The sequence below is a fragment of the Steroidobacter gossypii genome (genome assembly GCF_016801985.1).
Lineage (GTDB): Bacteria > Pseudomonadota > Gammaproteobacteria > Steroidobacterales > Steroidobacteraceae > Steroidobacter > Steroidobacter gossypii.
In genome coordinates, this window is the sequence record NZ_JAEVLS010000004.1 from 787,022 (window position 1) to 812,656 (window position 25,635).

Here is a 25,635-nt window from a genome sequence, read left to right on the forward strand (position 1 = left end):
GTCAGCCGGACGCGCGAGCGGCGGCTTGCAACCGCTCGGAAACGTCGGAACCGAGATAGCCGCGAATCAGGCGCCGCGTCAGATAGATCAAGGGAATGAGCAGGAACGCCATCAGCAACTTATATCCATAATTCACGGTTGCCACGGCAAGGAACAACGACATCGGCCACTGCTGTGGCCCAAGCACGAAAGCGATATACAAGACCACGAAGCTATCGACCAGCTGCGACACCGCCGTCGACCCGGTAGCGCGCAGCCAGATCCAACGCTCGCCCGTCAGCAAACGAATGCGGTGAAACACGGCGACGTCGATCAGCTGTCCGATCAGGAACGCAGTCACGGAGCCCGCGATCGTCCACATGCCCTGGCCGAAGATGTTGGCGAACGCCGCCTGCATGTCCGGCACGCCGCGATCGTTGTTGACGGCGACCCAGAAGCCGGCCGGCGTCAGCGAGATCGCCGCGTAGGCCGCTAGAAAACCGTAAACGATCAGCAGCACCGTCAGCCAGGAGATGAAGCGCACGCCGCGCCGGCCGAAATACTCGTTGATGATGTCGGTCATCAGAAAAACGAACGGCCACAGCAACACGCCGCTGGTGAACGACAGCGACCCGCTCTGCCCGAACAGATTCCAGTTCAGCGGCGATACGCCGAGCGTCGGCTCCAGCGCGAAAATCTTCACGCCGACGAACTCCGCGATCAGCGCGTTGCTCACCAGAAAAGCCGCCAGCACGACGAACAGCCGGGCACTGCGGCTGGCGACGGGATGATCCGCCGCGGATGTCGGGTTGGGGCCAGCAATCGATGAATTCGGGCCGGTGGCGGCCAAGCCGGGGCGCTCGTCAACAGGTGTCATTGGCGTTCCTTTTGCGCCCTAGTATGCACCACCGGTTTCGATGCTGTCCTTGAACGAACCGGTTATGCTTCGACTCCTTTCTCCTGACGGTTCGCAGGCCATGGTTCAGATCACGGGGCTCAATATCTATCCGGTCAAATCCTGCCGCGGCATCGCGCTGACGCAGGCTCGCATCACCGAAACCGGATTTGCCCACGATCGCGAATGGCTGGTGGTCACGCCCGAGTATCGTTTCCTCACGCAGCGCGAGCGCCCGCAGCTGGCGCAGATCGAAACCGCCCTCACCACCGACCAGCTGATCCTGCGCAAGCCCAACGGCGGCGATCTGGCGCTGCCGCTGGAGCTGACCGGACCGGAAGTCGAAGTCACCATCTGGCGCGACAAAGCTGCCGCTTTCGATGCCGGCGAGCAAGCCGCCACCTGGCTCACCGAGCACCTGGGCAAACCGGCGCGCCTGGTGCGTTTCGACAAGCGTCACAAACGAGCCAGTAACCTGGAGTGGACCGGCGGCGCCGAAGCGCTCAATCAGTTCTCGGATGCGTATCCGTATCTGCTGAACTCGCAGGGCTCGCTGGGTGAATTGAACCGTCGTCTGGAGCAGCCGCTGCCCATGAACCGTTTCCGGCCCAACATCGTGGTCGACGGCTTGCCGCCGTTCGGAGAAGACAGTGTGGATGAGTTCGTCGCCGGCGCGGTGCGACTCAAAGTGGTGAAGCCCTGCGATCGCTGCGTGATCACCACCACCGATCAGGTCACCGGCGAGCGCACAGGTGACGAGCCGCTCAAGGCGTTGAAGACCTTTCGCTTCGATCGCAATCTACGCGGCGTGCTGTTCGGTCAGAACCTGATCTTGACCGGCGGGCTGGGCGAGCAATTGAAAGTCGGTCAGCAGTTCGAAGTGACTGCAGGAACCAGTAAAGCCAGCATCAGCTGAAATGGCGGGGCTGGCCTCACAGGGCTGGCCCGCGTTCATGTTTATTCTTCTTATTCTTCGCCCTGCTCGCGAGCCACGACTCGCGACAGCAGTCGAAGCGTTTCGGTTTCCCAACCGAAGCGGGATTCGATGGCTGCGTCCTCGGCGACCGTGCTCTGCACGGCTGCGACATGCGGCGCGACGCGACGGATCACCTTGGACTCCCAGTCCTCGCGCACCAGTGTCTTCTCCGGATCCTCTTCTTCGAGTTCAGGATCGATCAGCACCGGACGGGGCATTTCCAGGGTCGCATCAGGATCGAATTCGCGCTCGATTGTCATAATCTTCTGCTCGGCTCCACGACCCCGCCACCCTACCCGTTAGCCCGTGTCGGCCGTGAGCGACGGATCACAAGGTCGATACTTCAGTGGTCCTGCACACGCAGACAGTGGCTCCGCGCACGCTTTGTGACGAATGCGTGGTAACCCGCCCGGGTTCCACTGTACGAGTTACAAGGGGGTTATATGCTAATACCCTGCCAACTGAGCGAATCGATCGGTGTGATAGTACTGATCGCCGAAGGTTTCCGCGGCAGCGCGAGCGCGCTTCATGAAAAAACCGATGTCGAATTCATCGGTCATGCCAATGCCGCCATGCATTTGCACCGCTTCGTTGGTTGCGATGCGAGCCACGTCGCTGGCCTTGGCTTTGGCCAGGCACACCAGCGAAGACGCGGTCGGCTCCTGAGCATCGAGGGCTTGCAGGGTCCTCAGCACGACCGAGCGCACCAACTCTATCTCACAGAACAGGTGTGCTGCGCGATGTTGGAGCGCCTGGAACGAGCCGATCTTGACGCCGAACTGCTCGCGCTCACGCAGATAATTCAAGGTGCGCTCGAATGCCTCCTCGGCGACACCGAGCAGCTCCGCCGCAAGCACGGCGCGCCCTGCGTCGAGCACTGCATCCAACACAATCGCGCCCTTGTCGAAAGTGCCGATGACGTCGGCGTCGCTCACCACCACATCACGCAGCTCGACCACCGCGCTGTTACGACTGTCGACCATTGAAGAACGCGTGATGGTCACGCCACTCGCCTTCGGATCGACCAGGAACAAGCTGATGCCATCGCGGGAGCAGGTGTCACCCGAAGTGCGCGCTGTGACAATCAGGCGATCCGCCACATGACCGTCGAGCACATGTAACTTTCGGCCGCTGAGCTTGTACTTCCCCGTGCAGCGCGTGGAGATGTCATAAGGCGCGTGGCGCACGGCCTCATCGGTCGCGAACGCGACCAGCAGATCACCGCCCGCGATCGCCGGCAGCAATGTTTCTTTTTGCGCCGGTGTGCCACCACGCAACAGCGCAGTCACTCCGAGCACTGCGCTCGACAACAAGGGGCTCGCGCTCAGATTGCGGCCAATCTCCGTCGCAAGCAGCCCGGCGCCCACGAAGCCAAAACCCACCCCGCCGTATTCCTCCGGCACCAGCACGCCGGCCCAGCCCATCTCGGCCATTTCCTTCCATAGCGCCCGATCGAAACCGACCGGATCGAGCTCATCGCGCAGCTTGCGCAGTTGCGAAACCGGCGCCCGCTCGGCGGCAAAGCGCTTCGCGGCGTCACGAAACATCAGTTGATCTTCGGTGAGAGTCAGAGTCATGAGCAATCCTCCGCGTCAGGCGCCGGGCAGACGCAGCACGTTCTTGGCGATGATGTTGAGCTGAATCTCGGACGTGCCGCCCTCGATGGAGTTGGCCTTGGTCCGAAGCCACATCGCAGCCAGCTGCTCTTCGCTGTTTGCATCGCCGAACTTCAAACCTTCGCTGCCCGAGACCGACATGGTCAGCTCGGCGCGACGTTTGTTGAGCTCGGTGCCGTAGTACTTGAGCATCGAAGACATGGCGCCGGTTTCGTTGCCTGCCTTGGCCTCGTCGGTGACGCGATTCATGGTGAGCGCGAACGCCATCGCATCCATTTCGAAGCGCGCGATATCGGTGCGCAGCGCGGGTTCGGCGAGACGCCCCGACGCCAGCCCGATGTGTTTGATGGCGAGCTGGCTCACCGGCGTGACCCGTTGCGTGCCCATGCCGCCGATCATGTTGCGCTCGTGGGTGAGCAGATACTTGGCGATGGTCCAGCCCTTGTTGAGCTCGCCCAGCAGGTTCTGCTTGGGCACTTTCACATTGTCGAAAAAGGTCTGCGTAAACGGCGAGTAACCCGAGATCAGCCGAATCGGCCGCGTGCTGATGCCCGGCGTCTCCATGTCGAACAACAGGAAGCTGATGCCCTCCTGCTTCTTGCCGGTGGTGCTGGTGCGAACCAGACAGAAGATCCAATCTGCCTTGTCGCCGTAGCTGGTCCAGATCTTCGAACCATTGACCACGAAGTGATCGCCGTGATCGTCGGCCCGTGTCTTGAGCGAGGCGAGATCCGAGCCCGCGCCCGGCTCCGAATAGCCCTGGCACCAGCGGATCTCGCCGCGTGCGATCCTGGGAAGGTGCTCGCCCTTTTGTTGCTCGTTGCCGAACTTGAGCAGCGCCGGACCGAGCATGGAAATGCCGAACGAGGTCAGCGGCGATCGGCACTTCATCGCGGCCATTTCCTCGCGCAGCACGCGCGCCTCGTCCTTGCTCAGACCTCCGCCGCCATACTGCTTCGGCCATTCCGGCACCGTCCAGCCACGCTCCGCCATCTTCTGCAGCCACACGCGCTGCGCGTCGCTTTTGAACTTGAAATGCCGGCCGCCCCAGCAGATGTCATATTCGTCCACCACAGGCTCACGCATCTCCTGCGGACAATTCGCTTCCAGCCACGCGCGGGTGTCGCGGCGGAACGCTTCCAATGCTTCTTCTGAGTTCGGCTGTGCGGACATGTTCGTCTCCTGAAAGCGGCTCGTCAGCTGCCACGTCGCGTCATCGCGCGACCGGCGGCGGCGAAGCCCTTGGCGTGCTCTCCATATTGAATCGCGCGTCGATCGGCAGCGTTGCCTTGTAACGCGCGCGCGTACACACCCTGTGTGATCGCAGCCATGCGGAAATATGCAAACGACAAAAAGAACGGCCAGTCGGCGATGCGCTCGCGACCGGAGAACTGGCAGTACAGCTGCAGGAACTCCTGCTCCTCGGGAATGCCCAGCGCGGCAATGTCCACATCCGCCAGTCCGCCGCTGCCCATCTCGCTGGGCGCGATCCGATAGAACATGCAGGCGTACGCCAGATCGCTCAATGGGTGGCCGAGCGTCGCCAGCTCCCAGTCCAGCACGGCGATGATGCGCGGCTCAGTGGGATGCAGAATGGTGTTGCCGATACGATAGTCGCCGTGGACGATGGCCGTCTCGTCGTTCGCCGGCAAGTGGGCCGCAAGCCAGGTCATGAGCTCATTCATGTCGGCGTTCTCTTCGGTCTTGGACGCCAGATATTGTTTGCTCCAGCGATCCAGCTGCCGCGCGACGTAACCTTCCGGCTTGCCGAAGTCGCCCAGCCCGCAGGCCTTGTAATCCACCGAATGCAGCTTCGCTGCGACCCGCGCGTAGTCGGTGTAGATCGCACGTCGATCCGTCGGCTCGAGATTCGGCAATGTCACATTCGTGATGACGCGACCGTCGACGTGATCCATCACATAGAACGGTGTGCCGATGATGCTGGCGTCTTCGCAAAGCACCCGCGCGCACGGCACCGGCACTTCAGTATCGGGCAGCGCCCGCAGAATCCGATATTCGCGCTCGATCAAATGCGCCGACGGCAGCAGCTTGCCCGGCGGCTTTTTCCGCAATACGAATTTCTTGCCGGGCGTCTGGATCAGATAGGTGGGATTGGACTGTCCGCCCTGAAACTGACGCAGGCTCGCCGGCCCCGAAAAATCATCCAGGTGCTGTTGCAGGTAACGCCACAGCGACGCTTCGTCGATGCGATGCTGTGGCAGAACGTCGATGATGGAAACATCCGAGGCTGAACTCGAGGCTGCGGAGGATCCAGTCGGTTGCGTCTCGGGCCCGGGCATTGCTCGTCGTCTCCCCCTGATGTCGGCTGGCCATTGTATGCGGCCGGGGTGCATGCCGGAACTGCGCGCGAGTGCAGAATTGACAGCGACCTCCCTATCACAGTCGCGCTGTCCCACTCTGTGAAATTTGAGGACGGGCGATCAACGAGAGATGGTCATCGCGCCCAGCGCCACGCCGAGATCGAAGCCACGGCCGGTGCCGCTCAATGCCAGAGACACCTCGCCTTTGGTCATCACCTGCGCGCCGGAAGATTTCACCGCGCCGGCATGCGCTTCGGCGGCGACATAAGTGCCCAGCAGCTCGTCGACGCTCGAGACCGCCGAAAACTTGCCGCGGCCGTTTTCGATGGACGACTTGCCGATGGTCAGGCCGCCGCCCTTGGCCGACAGCTTGACCTTCATCGACTGGCCGTTGCTGCAGGTGATGGCGCCGTCGCCCTCGGCGGTTTTATAGAACGCCGACCAGCCCTGCATGCTGAACTTCATGGTGCAGCGGATGCCGGCGGCAGCCGCCGACTGGGACGGCCCGGCGCCGAACAGACACACCGCCAGCAACGAGCCGAGCACGATCCTGCGAAGCATGGGTCCTCCCTCGGTGACCGGTACCTCATCTTACGGTGGCGCCGGGGTCGAAAAGTTCCCGGCAGCGGCCCGCTCGCCTCCGCCGTCGCTGAATTGCTGAATCAGGCAAGTATCGCGCACGGTTTTGCATGCAGCAGCGCGCCGAAGCTGGGACAATCCGGGGCGAGGGCACTCATCCATCTATGACTCAGCCAGGCTTGATCCACAGCGGCGTCGCCGCGGACGAATTCTTCCGGTACTACCTGGACCGCGGCGAGCCATTGGTGCTCGCAACCGTGGCGCAAACCCTCGGCTCGACCTATCGCAAGGCCGGTGCGCAGATGCTGATCGCCGGCGACGGCCGGGTCGCCGGGCTGTTGAGCGGCGGCTGCCTGGAGGCGGACCTGATGGAGCGCGCCCGCCGGGTCCTCGAGACCGGCGAGCCGGCGACGGTTCATTACGACACGCGCAGCTCCGACGATGTGATCTGGGGCATCGGCCTGGGTTGCGAAGGCGCCATGACGATTCTGCTGAGCCGGCTGGATCGCGCCAACGATTACCAGCCGTTCAAATTCGCCTCGCGCTGCCGGTTCGATCAGGTCGATGCTCGATTCGCGCTCGTCACTGAGTCGCGCAATCCCAAGGTTCCGCTGGGAGCCGCGTTCTGGAGCCAGAACAAACATTTGTTGCCGGCGTCAGTGGCGACCGCAATGGATGTATCGACCCCGCGTGGCGCCGGGCCTTCGAGCCAGGTCATCGAAGCAGGCGATGCGACCTTCCTGATCGTGCCCATCGAGTTGCCGCCGCGACTGTTGTTGTTGGGCGGGGGACCGGACGCCATGCCGCTGGTGGAGATCGCGGGCTTGATGAACTGGCAGGTCACGGTGTTCGATCATCGTGCGGCGTATGCGATCGCCGATCGCTTTCCGCGAGCCCGACGTGTCGAGCTCAAAGCGGCGGCCGAGTTGCCGCGGGAATTGCAGGCCGGACAGTACGACGCTGCGGTGGTGATGAGCCATCACCTGCTGTCGGATCAGGCGTATCTCGCGGCGCTCGCAGACAGCTCGATACCTTACGTCGGGCTGCTCGGCCCGGCGCCGCGACGCATTCGTCTATTGCACGAGATCGGCGACAAGGCGGCGCGACTGAGCGGTCGCTTGTATGGGCCGATCGGACTGGATATCGGTGCGCGCTCGCCAGAAACGATTGCGCTCGCGATCGTAGCGGAGATTCAGGCCGCCATGGCGGGTCGCGAAGGCGGCTCGTTCAGCAAGGTGGTGCCGACGGCGTAGGCCCGCCTCCCTTTATCCGCGACGCAAATCGCGCAACACGCGTCGAGCATGTTTGTCCGGGCGGCCTTCGGGCGCCGGAGCCACGGCGAGCCGGCGCTCGCGCTGTTTCTCTCGCGCGGCGATGCTGTCTTCCGTCTCGGTGTAGTGAAGCCGCGCTTCCGGCGCCGGGCCGCGCCGAACTGGCATGCCACGCACGATCACTTCCAGACGCGTCTCGTCCTTGGTGATGTGCAGCCGGTCATCGACGTGCACCACGCGCGAGGGCTTCACCCGATCGCCGTTCACATGCACGAGCCCGCCTGCCACCGCTTCGGTCGCCTGCGAGCGGCTCTTGAACAGCCGCACGAACCACAGCCATTTGTCGATGCGTAACCCGGCACTCTCGTCACTCATGGGCCAAGTCTACGCGCCCCGCCGACGCCGATGCACATTCTGTCCATTTCATTTCCCAACGCCCTGTGAGTATTCTCGGTGCCCTTGTCCGTACTTTTGGGTGGAAGCTGTTGAGGCATGGTCGACGGTGAGCATATGACGGCCGCGCGCGCGGATGGGCCGAGCGTCGATCTGCTTATCGTCGGCGGTGGCATCAATGGTGCGGGCATCGCTCGCGACGCGGCCGGTCGCGGCCTGAAGGTCATGCTGGTGGAGCAAGCCGACCTCGCTTCGGCCACCTCCTCCGCCAGCACCAAATTGATCCACGGCGGGCTGCGCTACCTCGAGTTCTTCGAATTCCGGCTGGTGCGCGAAGCACTGCTCGAGCGCGAGCGGCTGTTGCGCATCGCGCCCCACATCATCCGGCCCATGGAATTCATTCTGCCGCACGTGCCCGAGTTGCGGCCGCGCTGGCTGATGCGTCTGGGGCTGTTCTTTTACGATCACATCGGCGGCCGCGAAATCCTACCCGCCTCTCGCAACGTGCGGCTCGCCAACGGCGCCTACGGACCGCTGCGGGCCGGCCTGGACCACGGCTTCGCGTATTCGGATTGCTGGGTCGACGACAGCCGCCTGGTCGTTCTCAATGCCCTCGACGCCGCGCTTCGCGGCGCATCGATTCGCACTCGCACGCGCTTTGTGTCTGCGCGAGTCGAAGGCTCGCAGTGGCTCGCGAGCATCCAGGATCTGCCCAGTAGCGAGATCACGCAAGTCCGCGCCCGCGCGATCGTCAACGCCGCTGGCCCATGGGTTCAAAGGGTGTTGCAGAGCTTTCCTGAAATGGACGTGGACGCGCAGGTCCGCCTGGTGAAAGGAAGTCACATCGTGGTGCCGCGACTGTTCGATGGCGAGCATGCCTTCATGCTGCAAAATCCGGACGGCCGCATCGTGTTCGCCATCCCCTATCAGCAACAGTTCACTTTGGTGGGCACCACCGATGTCCCTTTCGACGGCGACGCTACCCAGGTGAGCATCTCCAACGACGAGGTGCTCTACCTGTGCAGCACGGTGAACAGCTATTTCCGCAAGCACATCGCGCCGGCCGACGTGAAATGGAGCTACGCCGGCGTGCGGCCGCTGTCCGATGATGAAACCGAGAATGCATCGAAGGTGACGCGCGACTATCGGCTCGAACTGACCGAAACCGACAACGATGCGCCGCCGCTGTTATCCGTGTTCGGCGGCAAGATCACGACTTATCGGCGGCTCGCCGAAAGCGCGCTGAGCAAACTGCAACTGAGAGGCAACGATCGCGAGTGGACCGACCGAGCGGCGCTGCCGGGCGGCGACCTGCCGCGCGCCGATTTCGCCACCTTTGCCGATGGCGTGCAAAAGCGCTGGCCCTTTCTGTCCGCCGCGATGGCGCATCGACTCGCGCAGGCGTATGGCACTCGAGTGGAAAAGATTCTCGGCAAGGCCCAAGCCATGCTGGACCTCGGCGAACATTATGGCGGTGGGCTCACGCAAGCCGAGCTCGACTACCTGGTCGCTAATGAATGGGCGCGCAGCGCCGATGACGTGCTGTGGCGTCGGAGCAAGCTGGGGTTGCACCTGAGCGAGCAGGAGCGCGGCCGGGTGGCCGAGTGGTTCAAGTCGCAACCCACATGATCTCGAGACCGCGCTCGCATGACGCCGGGCGCGGTCCGCTGAGGCCACTCAGAACCGATACTGCAACTCCATCCCATACATTCGCGGATACGTGAGCGACACCGTATGGCGCGGACCGACGGGGCTCGGCCGATCGGCGGTGGAGCTGCCGTAGCCAATCTCATCGAACGCATTCTTGACGAACCCGATCAGGGTGTAGCGGTTGTCCGCGTCGTTCCATAACAAACGAAGGTCGGCAATCTCGAACGACGGCGCGGTATAGATCGGATTCGACCAGATGGTCGACTGTTGAGCGCCGATGTCGCTATACATGCCGCTGGCGGTGAGCGAGCCCGGCGCAAAACTCCAGGTGTAGTTCGCACCCACCGTCCACTTGTGTTCGGGCGACAGCGGCAACCGGTTGCCCACCAGCGACTGAGCGACATCCCCGTTCGGCAGCGTACTCACCGGCTGCGCGCCCGGGCTGCGTGCGCTTGAATCGACCGTATCGACGAAACAGCAGCCGCGAGTGATCTCCGTATCGAGATACGAGTAACTCGCGAGCAACTGCAATCGATCGGTCGGCGACCAGCTTGCCTCCAGCTCCACGCCCTGCACGCGCGCCTGTAAATTCAGGAAACGACTCGCGGTGATGGTGCCGAGCGAGACGGTCAACGGCGTCTGGAAGCCATCGTAGTCGCTGTAGAACACAGCCGTGTTCAGCGACACCCGACCGGCCAGGATGGTCTTCACGCCGAGCTCGTAAGAGTCGACATACTCCGGATCGGCGTAAGGGTTCGGAGTCAACCCGTTCGAGCCGAGCCAACCGCCCGACTTGTAACCGCGGCTGTAACGCAGATACACATTCGTGTCGTCGTTGGCCTCCCACTGCAAGCCAGTGGTGCCGGTCACCGCATCCCATTCGCCCGCCAGATTGCGTCGCAGGCCGCCTCCCGGATTCTGCATCAAATCCGGCGCGCAAGCCGACGCTCCACACACCTGGCTCTGCGTAACATCCAAGGCAAGCGCCTGGGTTTCGGCCAGCACTGCGGGCACCAGCATCGGCGCGATAGCCTGGAGCTGCGTTTGTATGAAGGCGAGCGGCGTCCCAGGAGGAAACAATCCGATGATGGCGTTCTCGAGAACGCCTTGAGCATCGGCGACGGCGACCGCCGTACCGTTGCTGCGCGCCACGTAACGCGCCATGTCCATGCCCTTTTTCTCATCCTTGGTGTAGCGCAGGCCCAGCGTGAAGGTCCACGCATCGGAGAAGCTCCAATCCATCTGCCCGAAGCCCGCGTAGGAATCCGTCTCGAGGTGCCCATCCACCGCGAGAAACGCGCCACTCGGATTGGGTGGCGCCCCAAACGGGTTGACAATCGCATCGTCACCCACCACGGCGAGGCCTTGTGGCTGATCCCACTTCTGGCTGTATTGATACAAACCGAGGATCCATTGCAAATCGCCGTCGCCGCTGGACGTGAGATTCAGCTCGTTGGATTGCCACTGCTGCCGCTCGTGATAGTAGGTGCGCACATCCGGCGTCACATTCAGCGCATCGAACGCCGGTCGCGGCACGCTCTGGCTTGGTAACGGCCCCGCCGGCCCATCGAGATCGATGGACAGAGAACCGCCTTCCGGCACTCCAATATTGAACGACGCGGTGCGCGGCGTTCCGTCACTGTCGGAGGAAGTGAAGTACGTGTACTGCTGATACCCGGACAACAACTTCAAGGTGGCGCCAGCGAAGTCCGCCGTGACGTCCAGGTGGATGCGATGCTGATCCTCCAGCGTGCCCGCCGCGGGTGCGTTGGTATCGATGGTGTAAGGGTGCGCGATGCTTGGATTGGGCTCGGAATATCCGAAGACCGGGTTGTAGTACAGCGCCGCCGTTCCCGTCCCGGTCACTGTGACGTTGTTGTGTGGCGAAATGACAGTGGCCAGCGTGTTGCCGACGCCGTAGCTGTCCTGCCACTCGAACTTTGAATAGCGCAGCCGCGCGACGACCCGATCGCCCAGGTCGGCCTCAATCTGCGCCTCTACAAACCAGCGATCGCTGTCTGCGGTGTCGCCCCCCTGGCCGATGTTGTTGATGAAGCCCTGCTCGCGTCGGTCCTTCGATCCTCCGATCAAAAACCGCACTGAATTGGTGATCGGGCCGCGCAGCAACGCATCCGTGCGCCAGCTGCCGTAGTCGCCGACAGTCCCACGCACCTCTCCGTTGAATTCCTTGGTCGGTCGCTTGGCGATCACGTTGAGCGTGCCGCCAATGGAGTTGCGGCCGTACAAGGTGCCCTGCGGACCGCGCAGGATTTCGGTGCGATCGATGAATAACGACGGCGTCGACGTGTCGGCCATCGAGGTGGAAAAGATTCCGTCCGAGTACAGCGCCACCGACGGATCGGTGCCGATGTTATTGGTCAGGCGACCGAAGCCGCGAATCGAGAGTCGATCGTTGTTGGTGTAACTGAGGCTCGGCGTGATGCGCGCCACATCTTCGATGGTGTTGACGCCGATCAGATCCCGGCGAGCGCTGGTGTAGGCGGTCACGGCCACGGGCACGTCTTGAATGTTTTGTTCGCGCTTCTCGGCCGTGACCACGATTTCTTCCAGTGTTCTATTATCTTGAATGTTTCTTGCGTCCTGTGCGTTCGACATCCCACTCACGCACAACAGGCTGCCCATGACGGACAGCATCCCTTGCTGTTGCATCTTCATGAGAACCCCCGTTCGGATCGAGCGGCATCCGACATTGATTATGTGTGGAACCGACAATCGCTCTGCGGTCGCATCGATGGTATGAACTCGCTCCTTCCACAGCAATAAGCCCGATCAAGCCTGCAGGCCGGAATATACAAGCCCGGGCACACCGCTCTGTTTGGGCAGAAAAACAGCGGGATCTATTCGCCGAAACGGAACTGCGCCTCGACGCCATACACGCGCGGCGCCGTTGGCGAAACACTGAAGGAACGAGAACCCCAAGCCGTCTGCGTGGCGCCCACCGCTTCATAACCTTCCTGATCGAACACGTTGCGCACGAAACCGATCAGTGTGTAGCGATCCTGCGCATCGCTCCACAACACGCGCAGATCGGTTTCGTCATAGGACGGCGCAAGGTTGTAATCACGCGAGAACACCGAGAAGTAAGTCTCGTCGCGATATGTCCAGGTGCCGGAGAAAGTCAGCGCCCCGCGCGGCATCTGCCAGGTGTAGTTGGCGTTGAATGCGATCTTGTTCTCCGGCGAGCTCGGCAGCCGACCGCCGTCGATGCTCTGGCCGGTCTGCTGACCTGGCGTGCCGCAAGGCCGCGCATCGGGCGCAACCGCAAACGTATCGTCGCCGTCGATGAAACATCGCCGATCCTGGATCTCGGTATCCAGGAAGCTGTAGCTCAGGTTCATCTGCAAGGCGTCGGTCACCGCCCAGAGCGCCTCGAGCTCCACGCCCTGTGAGACCGCGTTCTCGAGATTGAAGAAGCGCGACTCGTTGATGTTCGATACCGGGTCACGCACGGTGGAGGGGTACTGTGCATCCTTGTAGTCGTAACGGAACACGGACAGATTGGCGGTCAGCCGTCGCAAGAATGTCTGCTTCACGCCGAACTCGTAGGCATTGATGTATTCCGGCTCGGTGTATCCGGTGCGATCGGGTGCGAAGGCGCCGGCGTTGAAGCCGCCGCTCTTGTAGCCACGTGTGTATTTCACGAAAACCAGCGAATCATCGCTGGGCGTCCATTGCAGCCCCGCGGTGCCCGTGGTTGCGTGCCATTTGCCGCTCAACAGGCCGCGACGATCGATCTCACCGGTGGCGTAGAACGCATGCGGCACGCCCGGAAAGCCAAACAGCACCCGGGTGCGAAATTCCTCCGCGTCCTTGTTGTCCTCGGTGTAGCGCAGACCGACGGTGGTCTTCCAGGTCGGCGAGAAGCTGTAGTCGATCTGACCGAACACCGCGTGTGCGTCGGCGTCGAGGAACGCGCCCGAGATCTGCAGGTTGTGATCCGGATTGGCCGGTCCCAGCGGGCTTTGTCGGCTGGTGGCGATGCGAGGCGTCGCCAGCTCCCGTTGCAATGGGGCCCTGATGCCCGAATGCTGATTCACTTGCTCGTGATACTGGTACAACCCGACGATCCATTGCAGCGGGCCGTCGCCGGTGGAGATCAGATTCAGTTCGTTGCTGTAATACTCTTTGTCCTCCATGTAGAACGCCTCGACCTGGGGATAGATGGTGAACGGCACGCCGCCCGCCACCGTCGAGTACGGACCACGCTGGATGGTGTCGTAATCGGTCACTTGCGAGTACGTCGAGGCGGCGTAGCCACCGACGTACTTCAGATCCGCCCAACCCAGATGACCGATCAATTCCGTGACATAGGAGTGATGTCCGTCGAGATTGGCGCGGGCCGGTGTGTCGTTGTTGTACAGCCGGTGATTGTCGATGCTCGGATTGACGCCCGTGAACTGCGCCGACACCGGTTGGGTGGGGGTCCCGTTGAAGGTGGAGTTTGGAAACAAGCCTCCAAAATAGGTGGGCGCGATGCTGTAGGGCGTCACGGTGACCGAGGAGCGGCGCGACTGATTCCACTCGGAATGCGCATAGCGAATCCAGCCATCGAGCTTGTCGCCGATGTTGAATTCCAACTGCTGCTCCACATACAGATCGTCGCTGACGTTGCCTTCGGTCTCGGCGCTGTCAATGTCCCGAAAGTAGCCTCGCCCCTGCTCGCTCTTGGTGCCCGCCGAGCGAAAGCGTAACCAGTCGGTGATGGGCCCGGATAGCGAGCCTTCGAAGATCCGCGTCTCGTAGTTGCCGGCGGTGGCGCGCACTTCGCCGCGCAAATCCTCGGTTGGACGTTTGGAGATGATGTTCAGCGCGCCGCCGATCGAGTTGCGCCCATACAGCGTGCCCTGCGGGCCGCGCAGCACTTCGACGCGATCGACGATGATGGGCCGTTTGTTTCCTTCGGTATTGCTGGCCGTATAGAAGCCGTCGGAGTACGTGGCGACGCCAGGATCGGAGCCGTAGTTGTTGGTCAGTCTTCCCACGCCACGCAAGCTCATGCGGTCGAGCGTGGCCGCGTACGACAGGCCGGGCGTGAAGTCGGCGAGATCGTCGACGGTGAGCACGCCCATCACATCTTTCATTTCCGAGGTGATGGCAGTCACCGCGATGGGCACATCCTGGATGCTCTCGCTGCGCTTCTGCGCGGTCACCACGACCTCTTCCAGAAGCGTCGCCGAATCCTGAGCCAGTAGCGGAGTCGCAGAAAAACTCAACAGGCTGCCGATGGACAGCCACGCTCGTCCGGTCGCCTTCATGAATCCCCCTCGCACCTCGAACCGGTGCGGTCCGATGAGTCCTTGGAATCAAAGGTCGTTCTGCAGACATACCGAGAATAGAAATTTGGTCCCCGGCCCGCAATAGACAGCTGAGATCCCGCAGCATGGAACTGTACTCAAGATTCTAGAAAGCTGTACTCCACGCGCCGGAACCTAGCTGACCCGTCAGCCGTCATCCGCACAGTGGCACAATCGCGCACTTGGCTCTGACAGGGGTTGTTTGTTGTGAAGCGAGACTTTTTTCAGCGGCTGACAGCGGAAACTGAACAGCTGCGCACGCAAGGCCTGTTCAAGCCGGAACGAGTGCTGAGCTCGCCGCAGAGCTCCTCGGTGCGAGTGGTGGGCGGCGAAGAAGTGCTGAACCTCTGCGCGAACAACTATCTCGGCCTGGCGAACCATGCTTCGGTGCGAGAGGCGGCGCGGCTGGCGCTGGATCGCTACGGCTACGGCATGGCTTCGGTGCGCTTCATCTGCGGCACCCATCAGATTCACAAAGACCTGGAAGAGCGTCTGAGCCGTTTTCTGGGCACCGAGGACACCATTCTTTATTCCTCGTGCTTCGACGCCAACGGCGGCTTGTTCGAAACCCTGCTGGACGAACAGGACGCGGTCATCAGCGATGCCTTGAATCATGCCAGCATCATCGACGGCATCCGGCTGTGCAAAGCGCAGCGCTTTCGTTACGCCAACAACGATCTCGATGAGTTGGAAACCCGCCTGAAGGAAGCTGCGCATTGCCGCGTGCGACTGATCGCGACCGACGGCGTGTTCTCGATGGACGGCGTGATCGCGCGCTTGAAGGAGATCTGCGACCTGGCGGATCGTTACGACGCGCTGGTCATGGTGGACGATTCGCACGCGGTCGGTTTCGTAGGCGAGCGTGGGCGCGGCACGCATGAGCTTCGCGGCGTGATGGATCGAGTCGACATCATCACCGGCACGCTCGGCAAGGCGCTCGGGGGCGCCGCCGGCGGCTACACCTCCGGTCGCAAGGAAATCATCACCTGGCTGCGCCAACGCTCGCGGCCTTACCTGTTTTCCAACAGCATTCCACCGTTCATCGCGGCGGCGAGCCTGCGCGTGCTCGATCTGCTCGAGGCGGACGACAAGCTGCGCTCGCGCCTGTGGGATAACGCCGCGCATTTCCGGCAACAGATGAGCGCCGCCGGATTCAATCTGGTGCCGGGCGAACATCCCATCATTCCCGTCATGCTCGGCGATGCGAAGGTCGCCGCGGATTTCGCACAGCGACTGCTCGAGCACGGCGTCTATGTCATCGGCTTCTCATTCCCAGTGGTGCCGCACGGCAAGGCGCGCATTCGCACGCAAATGTCGGCGGCTCACACGCCGCAGCAGCTGGACAAAGCCGTGGCCGCATTCGTCACGGTCGGCAGGGAACTCGGCGTCATTCGATGATCGCAGCCTTCGTGCTGCGCCTGTGCCCCTCTCTTCAACGCAACTCAACCAACAATCATGCGTGCATTAGTCAAAGCCCGTGCTGCCGCCGGTATCGAGCTGCAGGACATTCCCAAGCCGACGGTCGGTCCGAACGATGTGATGATCCGCATCAAGCGGACCGCCATCTGCGGCACCGATATGCACATCTACAACTGGGATCAATGGGCGCAACGGACCATTCCCGTGCCCATGGCGGTCGGCCACGAATACAGCGGCGAGATCGTCGAGGTCGGCAGCGAAGTCAGCGGCTTTGCGCCGGGCGATCGCGTCTCGGGCGAAGGTCACATTACCTGCGGTTACTGCCGCAACTGTCGGGCCGGCCGTCGTCACCTGTGTCGCAACACGTTCGGGGTCGGCGTGAATCGTCAGGGCTCGTTCGCGGAATACCTGGTGATTCCGGCGTTCAACGCATTCAAGCTGCCCCCGGCCATCGATGATGAGATCGCCTCGATTCTGGATCCGCTCGGCAACGCGGTACACACCGCGCTGTCCTTCGACGTGGTCGGCGAGGACGTGCTGATCACCGGGGCAGGCCCGATCGGCATCATGGCCGCCGCCATCGTGCGCTTCATCGGCGCTCGCAATGTGGTGATCACCGACGTGAACGACTATCGACTGGAGCTGGCCCGCAAGATGGGCGCGACGCTCGCGCTCAACGTTTCACGCGAGTCGCTGGACGATGCGATAAAACAACTGGGCATGCAGGAAGGTTTCGACGTCGGCCTGGAGATGTCGGGCAACGCCTCCGCCTTGCGCGACATGCTACGAACCATGCATCACGGCGGCAGCGTCGCGATGCTCGGCATTCCCTCCACCGAAGTCGCCATCGACTGGAACGACGTCATCCTGAAGGGCCTGACCCTCAAAGGCATCTACGGCCGCCAGATGTTCGAGACCTGGTACAAGATGGCCGCCCTGCTCCAAAGCGGCCTCGACATCCGCCCCATCATCACGCATCGCCTGCCGTTCACGGAATACCAGCGCGCCTTCGAAATCATGGGCGCCGGACAGTCGGGCAAAGTGGTGATGAACTGGGAGACGGCGTAACGACGTGACATTCGGCGGTCTCCCATTTGGGGGAGACCGGCTGCGAGTTTTACAGCACCGAGCACACCCTTCAGCAAGTCTCCGCACTGGGGAGGCGGCCTGTGATTTACGGCGCGGAGCACAACTTCGGCCGTCTCCCCTTTTGGGGAAACGGCCGGTGACATTTACGGCACCGAGCACAACCTTCGGCGGTCTCCCCTTTTGGGGAAACGGCCTGTGACATTTACGGCGCCGAGCACAACCTTCGGCGATCTCCCCTTTTGGGGAGACTGCCCGTGACATTTACGGCACCGAGCACAACCTTCGGCGGTCTCCCCTTTTGGGGAGACTGCCCGTGACATTTTATGGCGCCGAGCACAACCTTCGGCCGTCTCCCCTTTTGGGGAAACGGCCCGTGACATTTACGGCGCCGAGCACAACCTTCGGCGATCTCCCCTTTTGGGGAGACTGCCTGTGACATTTACGGCGCCGAGCACAACCTTCGGCGGTCTCCCCTTTTGGGGAGACTGCCCGTGACATTTACGGCGCCGAGCAGGGGCAGTAGTAATAAACCTGCCGAGGATCGTTGAACTTCGCCAGACGCTTCAGCTCCATCTCGAACGGCTCGAGCATGCGGCGGGCGTTGGCGAACAACTCGTGTTCCGGCACCAGCGCGCGCGTGACGCGAGCGGCGAGCGCCTGCGAGCGCATGGCGATAGCCTGACGCCAGCCCATCGGCGGCTCGATGTAGTGCACTTTATAGTCCTTGCCCAAGCCCGCGCGTTCTGCGGCGGCATTCAAAGCATCCTTGTACGAACCGAGCTTGTCGACCAGACCGTTCTGAGCAGCATCCACGCCGGCCCACACTCTGCCCTGCGCAACGGCGTCGATATCGTCGAACGATTTTTCGCGCGCCGAGGCCACGTTGTTCACGAACACGCTGTAGGCGTGGTCGATGGAGTTCTGGAGGATCTCCTTGGCGCCGTCGTTCAAGGTGCGATCGAGCCGCAGCGAGCCGGCGTACGGCGTCGTGCCCACGCCGTCGATGGTGACGCCGAACTTCTGCAGCGTACGCTCGAGGGTCGGGAACACGGCGAACACGCCGATCGAGCCGGTGAGGGTCGCCGGGCTCGCCCAGATCTCGTCGGCATCCATGGCGATGTAATAACCGCCCGAGGCCGCCATGCTGCTCATCGAGGCGATCACGGGTTTACCGGCATCGCGTAGCGCGTCGATCTCGCGACGAATGACTTCCGATGCGAGCATGCTGCCGCCAGGGCTGTCGATTCGCAGCACCACGGCTTTCACGTCCTCATCGTGCAGCGCCTCGCGCAACAAGCGCACTGTCGAGTCCGAACCGATGGTGCCCGGCGGCTGCGGCCCGTCGAGGATTTCACCCGAGGCCACCACCACGCCGACGTGATCGCCGTCGATCTCGAGCGCTTCGGAGGAGCGGGTCGCGGCGAAATAATCCCAATGCATCACGCCCTTGAACGTGTGGTTGTCCTCGTCTTCGCCGACCAGCGCTTTGATCTGCTCTTCGAACTCGCGGCGCGACTTCAGCTCGGTCACCAGATTTCTTTCCAAGGCCGCGGTCGCCAGATCGCCCCGATGCGTCTTGGCGATCTCCGCATATTCGTTCGAATAAGCCGCGAGGGCGCCGTCATCGAGGCCGCGCGCCTTGCTGACGCCGGACTGATAGATGCCCCAGAGCGCATTCAGCCACGCCATGCTTTCCTGCTCTTCCTGCTCGGACATGTCGCTGCGGCTGAACTGATCGGTGAACGATTTGAACTTGCCGGCGCGGAACACGTGCACGTCGACTTCGAGCTTGTCGATCGCGCCCTTCAGGAAGGTCCGGTAGTAACCGAAGCCTTCGATCAGCACCAGGCCGTGCGGATCGAGATAGATCTCATCGGCGTGCGCGGCGAGGTAGTACTGCGCCTGGTCGTAGCTCTCGCCGAACGCGTAGATCTTCTTGCCAGCGGCGCGAAAGCGCTGCAGGGCCTGCGCCAGCTCTTCCAGCTTGGCGATGCCGCCGCCGGTCATGCTGCTCAGATCGAGCACCATCAATTGGATCCGATTGTCTTCGGCCGCTTTGTCGACCACGTCGATCAGATCGCGCAGCAGCGTCTCCGGCCGATTGGTGCCGTAGGCCTCGGCGACCGCGCGCTCGAAGGGATCGCCCGCCAATTGTTCGACCAGCGCGCCTTGCGGGGCCAGGATCAACGCCGCTTTGGCCGGGATGAGCGGCACCCCTGGCGTGAGCGCCGCGCCGATCAACAGGAACAAGGCGAGCAGCAGGATGAGGTGCAACACCTTGCGCACGCCGTCGAGGCCGCGCCAGAGGTAGCCGAGAATGCTAACGATCGCTTTCATGGAGCAGCCACAGTCGAATGAAACGACATCAAGTCGCGGAATAGGTCAGGCGATAGATCGCGCCGGCAGTATCGTCGGAGATCAGCATCGAGCCGTCCTCCAGCACCAGCAGATCGACCGGCCGGCCGAACACTTCGTCGCCACGGTTGAAGCCGGTGATGAACGGCTCGTAGCTCACCGCCTTGTGGCCCTCGAGCCGCACCATCGTCAAGCGATAACCGCTTTTGGTGCTGCGGTTCCAGGAGCCGTGCTCGGCGATGAGCGCCTGATTCCGATATTTCTCCGGGAACGACGTGCCTGTATAGAACTTCACGCCGAGCGGCGCGACATGCGCGCCCAGTGTTTGCACCGGCGGCGTCATGCGCGCGCAGTCGCCGAGCTTGCCGAAGTCGGGATCTTTGATGTCCCGGCCATGACAGTATGGAAACCCAAAATCCAGGCCAGCGCGCGGCGCCACGTTCAACTCGCACGGCGGCCGATCGTCGCCCAGATGATCGCGGCCATTGTCGGTGAACCACAACTCCTGGGTGGTCGGATGCCAGGTGAAGCCGACCGTGTTGCGGATGCCGCGAGCAAACACTTCGTGACTCGAGCCATCCGCGTTCATGCGTGTGATGGTGGCGTACTTGGGCTCGTTACAAACATTGCACGGCGCGCCTATCGGCACATACAACTTGCCGTCCGGACCGAACGCGATGTACTTCCAACCGTGATGACGATCCTTGGGCAGATCGTCGCGCACCACGTTCGGCGCCGGCACCTGCTCCAGCGACGACTCGATATTGTCGTAGCGAAGAATGCGGTTCACCTCGGCGACATACAGAGCCCCGTCGCGGAACGCGACGCCGTTCGGCATGTTGAGCTTGCTGGCGATCGTCCGCACCGTCGGTTTGAGCCCGGAGCCCGGCACGCCGCTGATTGCGTAGACCGTCGTGCCCCGCGTGCCGACAAACAACGTGCCTTCGGAGCCGAGCGCCATGGAGCGCGCGGCCGGCACGTTGTCGGCGTAGACCTCGAGCTGGAAGCCCGTGGGCAAACGAACGTTTTGCAGCACCTTGTCGGTGGCGGGACTGGCGACCGCGGCCGTCGCTAGGCACATCGCCAGAATGGGCGACAGCAGGCTGAACAGCAGGCGATGGGCAGAAATGGGCATGGTGTCTCCTTCCGACGGAGACACAGTGTAAACCACCAGGTTAGTGGCCGGTGGCCAGGGGCGGGTCAGAGCTCAAGGGCATCGCTTGCCAACACCTGAGCTCTGACCTCGATCCATTGCTTAGACCTTCTCTTCGATACGCGCGGCCTTGCCGGTCAGATCGCGCAAATAGTACAGCTTGGCGCGACGGACGTTGCCGCGACGCTTGACGGTGATGTTGCCGATCGACGGGCTGAACGTCTGGAACACGCGCTCGACGCCCTCGCCGTGCGAAATCTTGCGCACGGTGAAAGACGAGTTGAAGCCGCGGTTGCGACGGGCGATGACCACGCCTTCATAGGCCTGGGTGCGCTCGCGGTCGCCTTCCTTCACCTTCACTTCCACGACGACGGTGTCGCCCGGAGAGAAGTCCGGAATCTCTTTGCCGATGGCTTCGCTCTCGAGCTTTTCGATGATGTTCATGTCGTACCCATCCGTATTCAAACCGGCAGCGAAGACCCGCTAAGACGCCGGGCGCTCCGCCAAAAACTCTTGCAATAAGCGCTGCTGCTCAGGCGTCAGCGCCAGTTTCTCGATCAAGTCCGGCCGTCGCAGCCAGGTGCGGCCGAGCGCCTGCTGCTCGCGCCAGCGCCGGATCGCGGCATGATTGCCGCCGACCAGCACCGCAGGCACCGCCTGCCCCTCGAATACTTCCGGCCGCGTGTAATGCGGCCAGTCGAGCAGTCCGGCGACGAACGAGTCCTCTTGTGCCGAGGCCTCATCGCCCAGCACACCGGGCAACAGCCGGACCACCGCGTCGATCAACACCAGCGCGGGCAGCTCGCCACCCGATAAGACGTAGTCGCCGATGGACACGCTCTCGTCGATTTCCGACTCGATCAGTCGCTCGTCGACGCCTTCGTAGCGCCCTGCCAGCAACAACAGGCCCGGCAGCTTCGCCAGCTCCTGCGCCTTCGCGTGACTCAGCGGCGCCCCGTCGGCGGCGAGATACACGCTGCGACTACCCTCTGGCAATCGCGCCTTCGCGGCTCGTATCGAGGTGCGCGCCGGCTCGATCTTCAACACCATCCCCGGCCCGCCACCGTAGGGGCGGTCGTCGACGGTCTTATGCACGTCGGTCGCGAACTCGCGCGGTGTGGTGGCATTCACCACCACCGTGCCGCGCTCGATGGCGCGACCCAGAACACCCACTCGAACTGCTTCGGCGACGAACTCCGGGAACAGCGTCACCACTTCGATGCGCATCTGCTTCCGCTCAATCGTCCAGCCAGTCCACACCCCAGTCGAGCACGATGCGCCCGGCCGCGAGGTCCACCTTGACGATCCGGTCCTTCACCAACGGGATCCAGTGTTCCCTGGCGCCCCGGACCACCGCGATGGCGCCACCCGGCGTGCTGCGGAAGTGATCCACCCGACCCAGCGATTCACCGCCCGGGGTCAGCGCTTCCAGCCCTTCCAGATCGCTCCAGTAATACTCACCGGGCGCGGTTGGCGGCAGCTCGCTGCGGCGGACGGCGATCTCCACGCCCACCTGCAACCGCGCGTCTTCCGGAGAGTCGATGCCGGCCAGCTTGGCCAGCACCCCTTTGGCATTCATGCGCCCGTCTTCGACCTCGACCGCTTCCCACTGCCCGGCCCGAAGCAGGTGCCAGCGGTCGTAGTCCAGAATGTTGTCGAGCGGGTCGGTGTACGAAGTGATCCGAACCCAACCCTGCACGCCGAATGGGCTGCCGATCTTGCCCAGCACCACCCAGCGGTCGGCGGCGGCCTGCGCCCCCGCCTCATCGATCCGCCTGTCGCCCTCGTCGCTCATGCTTGCTCTTCGCAGTCACGTCGCGCGCTCGGGCGGCGCGGAACGGCCTATCAGGCCGCAGCGGCCTGCTGCTTGCGATGCGTCTTGACCAGCTCGGCCACGCGCTCGGACGGCTTAGCGCCCTTGCTGACCCAGTAGTCGACGCGATCCAGCTTCAACTCCAGGCGGCGCTGCTTGCCGGTCGGAATCGGGTTGAAAAAGCCGAGCTGCTCCAGGGTCATGCCGCCCTGACGCGTCCGGCTGTCCGTGACGACGATGTGATAGAAGGGCGTCTTCTTTGCCCCACGGCGAGTGAGCCGGATCGTGACCATGCTGCTAAAGCCTCGAATTCAATACGTATAGCCGGGCGTCCGGGAACGGGGCTCCCGGAAAAGGGCGCGAACTATACTGAAAACCAGGGAGTTTTCAAAGGCCCTAAGCGCCCGGTCAAGCTGACCCGGCGAGTCGCCGAAGTCACCGATGTCGCTGTAGTACACGGCCGAAGGCCTCATAGCCGCGCCCTGCGGCCCGAAAATCCTTACTGAGGTCGAGGGAAACCGCCCCCGCCACCGCCGAAGGCGCTCATCAGCCTGCGCAGGCCGCCGCCCTTGGAGAACGTCTTCATCATCTTCTGCATCTGCATGTGGTTCTTCAGCAGCTTGTTGATCTCCGACACATGCACCCCCGACCCGGCGGCGATGCGTCGCTTGCGGGACGCGTCGATGGTCTTGGGATAGCGACGCTCGCCGGGAGTCATCGAGCGGATCATGGCCAACTGGCGCTTGATCTCCTTCTCGTTGCCCTGGGGCATCTGCGCGGCCTTGCCAGCCAGTTGCGCGGGCAGTTTGTCCATGAGCGCGCTCAGGCCGCCCATCTTCTCGACCTGCTGCAACTGGTCGTGCAAATCCTCGAGATCGAAGTCCTTGCCCTTCTTGAGCTTGCGAGCCAGCTTCTCCGCCTGCTCGCGATCGACGTTCTTGGTGACCTTCTCGACCAGCGACAACACGTCGCCCATGCCGAGAATGCGCGAGGCGACGCGCTCGGCATGAAACGGCTCGAGCGCATCGGTCTTCTCGCCGGTGCCCATGAACAGGATGGGCGCGCCGGTGATCTGCCGCACCGACAAGGCCGCGCCACCGCGTGCGTCGCCGTCGGTCTTGGTGAGCACCACGCCGGTCAGAGTCAGCGCAGCCCCGAACGCCTTGGCGGCGTTCACGGCGTCCTGGCCGGCCATGCTATCGACCACGAACAGCGTTTCGGTCGGAGCAACGACGCCGCTGATCTCGCGGATCTCGACCATCATCTCGTCGTCGACGTGCAGGCGGCCGGCGGTGTCGACGATCAGCACATCGAAGAGCGAGCGTTTCGCCTCGGCCACGGCTTCCTGCGCCAGAGTCACCGCCGGCTTCTTGGGATCGGACGGAAAGAACGCCACGTCCAGCTGCGAGGCGAGGCGTTCCAGCTGCAGGATGGCGGCCGGACGATAAACGTCGGTGCTGGCGAGCAGCACCTTCTTGCGCTCGTTTTCTTTCAACCACTTGGCGAGCTTGCCGGCCGAGGTGGTCTTGCCCGCGCCCTGCAGGCCGGCCAGCAGAATGACCACCGGTGGCTGGGCGCGCAGGTTCAGCGGACGCACTCCCGCGCCCATCAGGGCGATCAGCTCGTCATGGATGAGCTTGATCAACATCTGCCCGGGGGTCAGGCTCTTATCGAATTCCTGCCCCACCACCTTGGCGCGGATCGAGTCGACGAAGCCTTTCACCACCGGCAAGGCGACGTCCGCCTCGAGCAGCGCCATGCGCACCTGGCGCAGGGTGTCGGCAATGTTCTCCTCGGTCAGTCGCCCGCGACCGCGCAGGCTCTCCATGACGCCTTGCAGGCGTTCAGTCAGTTTATCGAACATGGGTACCAGGGTCCGGCAAGCAAATGGGAGTTGTTAGGCCTTAGTTTAGGCGATCCGCTATCCTAGGGGCGTCATCCTTATCTGAGTCGCCCCACCTCAGTGCTGTCCATCGTCGTTCTCGCCTGCTATTTGGCATGCGCAGCATGGCTCGCCTCGAGCGTCTACCGCGCCGATGAGAATGCCGCCCGCGGCCGTCGCATCGCCGGCATCGCGCTGGGCGCGATGGCAGCCGCGCTGCATGCCGTGCTGCTCTGGCAAAACGTGTTCGACAAGCCCGAGCTCGCCTTCACCGCGGCGGAGACCGCATCGCTGATCGGCTGGCCCACCGGCCTGCTCGCGCTGGCTCTGACTACGACACGGCCGCGCTTCGCCGGCATCAGCTCCATCCTCATGACCGTCGCCGGCGTGGTCGCCGCCACCACTGTTGAAGGCAAGCCTGGCTACGCACTGGACCAGCAAAGCTGGGAGATTGCGGCTCACATCGTGCTTTCAACGCTGGCCTACGCGCTGCTGACCATCGCCGTGGCGCTGGCGGTCGCGCTGGCGCTGCTCGATCGCCGCCTGCGCAGCCGGCGGCCGCTGGGCATGCTGACCATTCTGCCGTCGATGGAAGCGCTGGAGTCCGCGACCTTCCAGGCGCTCGGCGCGGGCTTCGCGGTGCTGACGCTGGCGCTGTTCAGCGGCTTCATTTTCGTGCGCGATCTGTTCGCGCAGCACCTCATTCACAAGACGGTGCTGTCGTGTCTGGCTTGGGTGGTGTTCGCGGTGTTGTTGTTCGGTCGCTGGCGTTTCGGCTGGCGCGGCCGCGTGGCGCGCAATTGGACCTTGAGTGGCTTTGCTCTGCTGGGCCTGGCCTATTTCGGTTCCAAGATCGTGCTCGAATCCATTCTGGGTCGACACTGGGGTTAGATATTGAGGCTAACTCCGGAAAAATCAGCAGCGAGCTC

Annotated in this window: 22 protein-coding genes; 6 read left to right on the forward strand and 16 right to left on the reverse strand. The window is 62.9% G+C overall.

The window, feature by feature from the left end; all coding sequences use genetic code 11:
- Position 1: 1 nt before the first annotated feature.
- Positions 2-856 (reverse strand): queuosine precursor transporter, encoded by an 855-nt coding sequence (locus tag JM946_RS20355; protein ID WP_203169197.1) that lies wholly within the window; start codon positions 854-856, stop codon positions 2-4.
- A 100-nt stretch (positions 857-956) separates the two neighbouring features.
- On the opposite strand from JM946_RS20355, the gene JM946_RS20360 reads away from it, so the two are divergent.
- Positions 957-1,790, forward strand: coding sequence for an MOSC domain-containing protein (locus JM946_RS20360; protein ID WP_218043008.1), 834 nt, complete (start codon positions 957-959; stop codon positions 1,788-1,790).
- 50 nt (positions 1,791-1,840) lie between these two features.
- On the opposite strand, the gene JM946_RS20365 is transcribed toward JM946_RS20360, so the two are convergent.
- The 5 genes from JM946_RS20365 to JM946_RS20385 form a co-directional block, all read right to left on the reverse strand.
- On the reverse strand, positions 1,841-2,110 hold the full coding sequence (locus tag JM946_RS20365; protein WP_203169199.1) for a hypothetical protein: 270 nt from the start codon (positions 2,108-2,110) through the stop codon (positions 1,841-1,843).
- 186 nt (positions 2,111-2,296) lie between these two features.
- A complete protein-coding gene (locus JM946_RS20370) occupies positions 2,297-3,427 on the reverse strand; it encodes an acyl-CoA dehydrogenase family protein (protein WP_203169200.1) in 1,131 nt (376 codons plus the stop codon).
- Between the two features lie 15 nt (positions 3,428-3,442).
- Complete coding sequence (locus tag JM946_RS20375; protein ID WP_203169201.1) at positions 3,443-4,639, reverse strand: acyl-CoA dehydrogenase family protein; 1,197 nt, start codon at positions 4,637-4,639, stop codon at positions 3,443-3,445.
- Between the two features lie 23 nt (positions 4,640-4,662).
- Positions 4,663-5,766 carry a phosphotransferase gene (locus JM946_RS20380; RefSeq protein ID WP_203169202.1) on the reverse strand — a complete coding sequence of 368 codons (1,104 nt, stop codon included), beginning with the start codon at positions 5,764-5,766 and terminating at the stop codon, positions 4,663-4,665.
- A 141-nt stretch (positions 5,767-5,907) separates the two neighbouring features.
- Positions 5,908-6,348, reverse strand: a complete 441-nt coding sequence (locus JM946_RS20385; protein WP_203169203.1) for a hypothetical protein — start codon at positions 6,346-6,348, stop codon at positions 5,908-5,910.
- Positions 6,349-6,530: 182 nt separating this feature from the next.
- On the opposite strand from JM946_RS20385, the gene JM946_RS20390 reads away from it, so the two are divergent.
- Positions 6,531-7,619, forward strand: coding sequence for an XdhC family protein (locus JM946_RS20390; protein ID WP_203169204.1), 1,089 nt, complete (start codon positions 6,531-6,533; stop codon positions 7,617-7,619).
- A 12-nt stretch (positions 7,620-7,631) separates the two neighbouring features.
- On the opposite strand, the gene JM946_RS20395 is transcribed toward JM946_RS20390, so the two are convergent.
- A complete protein-coding gene (locus JM946_RS20395; protein ID WP_203169205.1) occupies positions 7,632-8,012 on the reverse strand; it encodes an RNA-binding S4 domain-containing protein in 381 nt (126 codons plus the stop codon).
- A gap of 135 nt (positions 8,013-8,147) precedes the next feature.
- Here JM946_RS20395 and glpD point away from each other — a divergent pair, with 135 nt between their 5' ends.
- A complete protein-coding gene (glpD, locus tag JM946_RS20400; protein ID WP_203169206.1) occupies positions 8,148-9,659 on the forward strand; it encodes a glycerol-3-phosphate dehydrogenase in 1,512 nt (503 codons plus the stop codon).
- A gap of 48 nt (positions 9,660-9,707) precedes the next feature.
- Here the strand turns inward: glpD and JM946_RS20405 are convergent, their stop codons facing one another.
- Entirely contained in the window at positions 9,708-12,356 is a 2,649-nt protein-coding gene (locus JM946_RS20405) for a TonB-dependent receptor (RefSeq protein WP_203169207.1), read from the reverse strand.
- A gap of 182 nt (positions 12,357-12,538) precedes the next feature.
- Positions 12,539-14,956 (reverse strand): TonB-dependent receptor, encoded by a 2,418-nt coding sequence (locus tag JM946_RS20410; RefSeq protein ID WP_203169208.1) that lies wholly within the window; start codon positions 14,954-14,956, stop codon positions 12,539-12,541.
- Positions 14,957-15,202: 246 nt separating this feature from the next.
- On the opposite strand from JM946_RS20410, the gene JM946_RS20415 reads away from it, so the two are divergent.
- Both JM946_RS20415 and tdh read left to right on the forward strand, forming a co-directional pair.
- Complete coding sequence (locus JM946_RS20415) at positions 15,203-16,393, forward strand: glycine C-acetyltransferase (RefSeq protein ID WP_203169209.1); 1,191 nt, start codon at positions 15,203-15,205, stop codon at positions 16,391-16,393.
- Positions 16,394-16,450: 57 nt separating this feature from the next.
- On the forward strand, positions 16,451-17,482 hold the full coding sequence (gene tdh / locus JM946_RS20420) for an L-threonine 3-dehydrogenase (protein ID WP_203169210.1): 1,032 nt from the start codon (positions 16,451-16,453) through the stop codon (positions 17,480-17,482).
- Between the two features lie 519 nt (positions 17,483-18,001).
- On the opposite strand, the gene sppA is transcribed toward tdh, so the two are convergent.
- From sppA to ffh, 7 genes are all read right to left on the reverse strand, one after another.
- The gene (sppA, locus tag JM946_RS20425) at positions 18,002-19,840 is read right to left on the reverse strand and encodes a signal peptide peptidase SppA (RefSeq protein WP_203169211.1); all 1,839 of its coding nucleotides are present in this window, start codon (positions 19,838-19,840) and stop codon (positions 18,002-18,004) included.
- 28 nt (positions 19,841-19,868) lie between these two features.
- Entirely contained in the window at positions 19,869-20,993 is a 1,125-nt protein-coding gene (locus JM946_RS20430) for a PQQ-dependent sugar dehydrogenase (RefSeq protein WP_203169212.1), read from the reverse strand.
- A 120-nt stretch (positions 20,994-21,113) separates the two neighbouring features.
- Positions 21,114-21,455, reverse strand: a complete 342-nt coding sequence (rplS, locus tag JM946_RS20435; protein WP_203169213.1) for a 50S ribosomal protein L19 — start codon at positions 21,453-21,455, stop codon at positions 21,114-21,116.
- A gap of 39 nt (positions 21,456-21,494) precedes the next feature.
- Positions 21,495-22,238, reverse strand: a complete 744-nt coding sequence (gene trmD / locus JM946_RS20440; protein WP_203169214.1) for a tRNA (guanosine(37)-N1)-methyltransferase TrmD — start codon at positions 22,236-22,238, stop codon at positions 21,495-21,497.
- A 10-nt stretch (positions 22,239-22,248) separates the two neighbouring features.
- The gene (rimM, locus tag JM946_RS20445; RefSeq protein ID WP_203169215.1) at positions 22,249-22,806 is read right to left on the reverse strand and encodes a ribosome maturation factor RimM; all 558 of its coding nucleotides are present in this window, start codon (positions 22,804-22,806) and stop codon (positions 22,249-22,251) included.
- Between the two features lie 50 nt (positions 22,807-22,856).
- Entirely contained in the window at positions 22,857-23,117 is a 261-nt protein-coding gene (gene rpsP / locus JM946_RS20450; protein ID WP_203169216.1) for a 30S ribosomal protein S16, read from the reverse strand.
- Between the two features lie 206 nt (positions 23,118-23,323).
- Positions 23,324-24,688: a signal recognition particle protein gene (ffh, locus tag JM946_RS20455; protein WP_203169217.1), complete on the reverse strand. Its 1,365-nt coding sequence runs from the start codon at positions 24,686-24,688 to the stop codon at positions 23,324-23,326.
- A 129-nt stretch (positions 24,689-24,817) separates the two neighbouring features.
- Between ffh and JM946_RS20460 the strand changes: the two genes are divergently transcribed.
- Positions 24,818-25,597: a cytochrome C assembly family protein gene (locus JM946_RS20460; RefSeq protein WP_218043010.1), complete on the forward strand. Its 780-nt coding sequence runs from the start codon at positions 24,818-24,820 to the stop codon at positions 25,595-25,597.
- The last annotated feature ends 38 nt before the right edge of the window (positions 25,598-25,635 follow it).

Bases quoted from the DNA above. Each gene is read 5' to 3' on its own strand.
- JM946_RS20355 (WP_203169197.1), bottom strand. From the start codon at position 856: ATGACACCTGTTGACGAGCGCCCCGGCTTGGCCGCCACCGGCCCGAAT.
- JM946_RS20360 (WP_218043008.1), top strand. From the start codon at position 957: ATGGTTCAGATCACGGGGCTCAATATCTATCCGGTCAAATCCTGCCGC.
- JM946_RS20365 (WP_203169199.1), bottom strand. From the start codon at position 2,110: ATGACAATCGAGCGCGAATTCGATCCTGATGCGACCCTGGAAATGCCC.
- JM946_RS20370 (WP_203169200.1), bottom strand. From the start codon at position 3,427: ATGACTCTGACTCTCACCGAAGATCAACTGATGTTTCGTGACGCCGCG.
- JM946_RS20375 (WP_203169201.1), bottom strand. From the start codon at position 4,639: ATGTCCGCACAGCCGAACTCAGAAGAAGCATTGGAAGCGTTCCGCCGC.
- JM946_RS20380 (WP_203169202.1), bottom strand. From the start codon at position 5,766: ATGCCCGGGCCCGAGACGCAACCGACTGGATCCTCCGCAGCCTCGAGT.
- JM946_RS20385 (WP_203169203.1), bottom strand. From the start codon at position 6,348: ATGCTTCGCAGGATCGTGCTCGGCTCGTTGCTGGCGGTGTGTCTGTTC.
- JM946_RS20390 (WP_203169204.1), top strand. From the start codon at position 6,531: ATGACTCAGCCAGGCTTGATCCACAGCGGCGTCGCCGCGGACGAATTC.
- JM946_RS20395 (WP_203169205.1), bottom strand. From the start codon at position 8,012: ATGAGTGACGAGAGTGCCGGGTTACGCATCGACAAATGGCTGTGGTTC.
- glpD (WP_203169206.1), top strand. From the start codon at position 8,148: ATGACGGCCGCGCGCGCGGATGGGCCGAGCGTCGATCTGCTTATCGTC.
- JM946_RS20405 (WP_203169207.1), bottom strand. From the start codon at position 12,356: ATGAAGATGCAACAGCAAGGGATGCTGTCCGTCATGGGCAGCCTGTTG.
- JM946_RS20410 (WP_203169208.1), bottom strand. From the start codon at position 14,956: ATGAAGGCGACCGGACGAGCGTGGCTGTCCATCGGCAGCCTGTTGAGT.
- tdh (WP_203169210.1), top strand. From the start codon at position 16,451: ATGCGTGCATTAGTCAAAGCCCGTGCTGCCGCCGGTATCGAGCTGCAG.
- sppA (WP_203169211.1), bottom strand. From the start codon at position 19,840: ATGAAAGCGATCGTTAGCATTCTCGGCTACCTCTGGCGCGGCCTCGAC.
- JM946_RS20430 (WP_203169212.1), bottom strand. From the start codon at position 20,993: ATGCCCATTTCTGCCCATCGCCTGCTGTTCAGCCTGCTGTCGCCCATT.
- rplS (WP_203169213.1), bottom strand. From the start codon at position 21,455: ATGAACATCATCGAAAAGCTCGAGAGCGAAGCCATCGGCAAAGAGATT.
- trmD (WP_203169214.1), bottom strand. From the start codon at position 22,238: ATGCGCATCGAAGTGGTGACGCTGTTCCCGGAGTTCGTCGCCGAAGCA.
- rimM (WP_203169215.1), bottom strand. From the start codon at position 22,806: ATGAGCGACGAGGGCGACAGGCGGATCGATGAGGCGGGGGCGCAGGCC.
- rpsP (WP_203169216.1), bottom strand. From the start codon at position 23,117: ATGGTCACGATCCGGCTCACTCGCCGTGGGGCAAAGAAGACGCCCTTC.
- ffh (WP_203169217.1), bottom strand. From the start codon at position 24,688: ATGTTCGATAAACTGACTGAACGCCTGCAAGGCGTCATGGAGAGCCTG.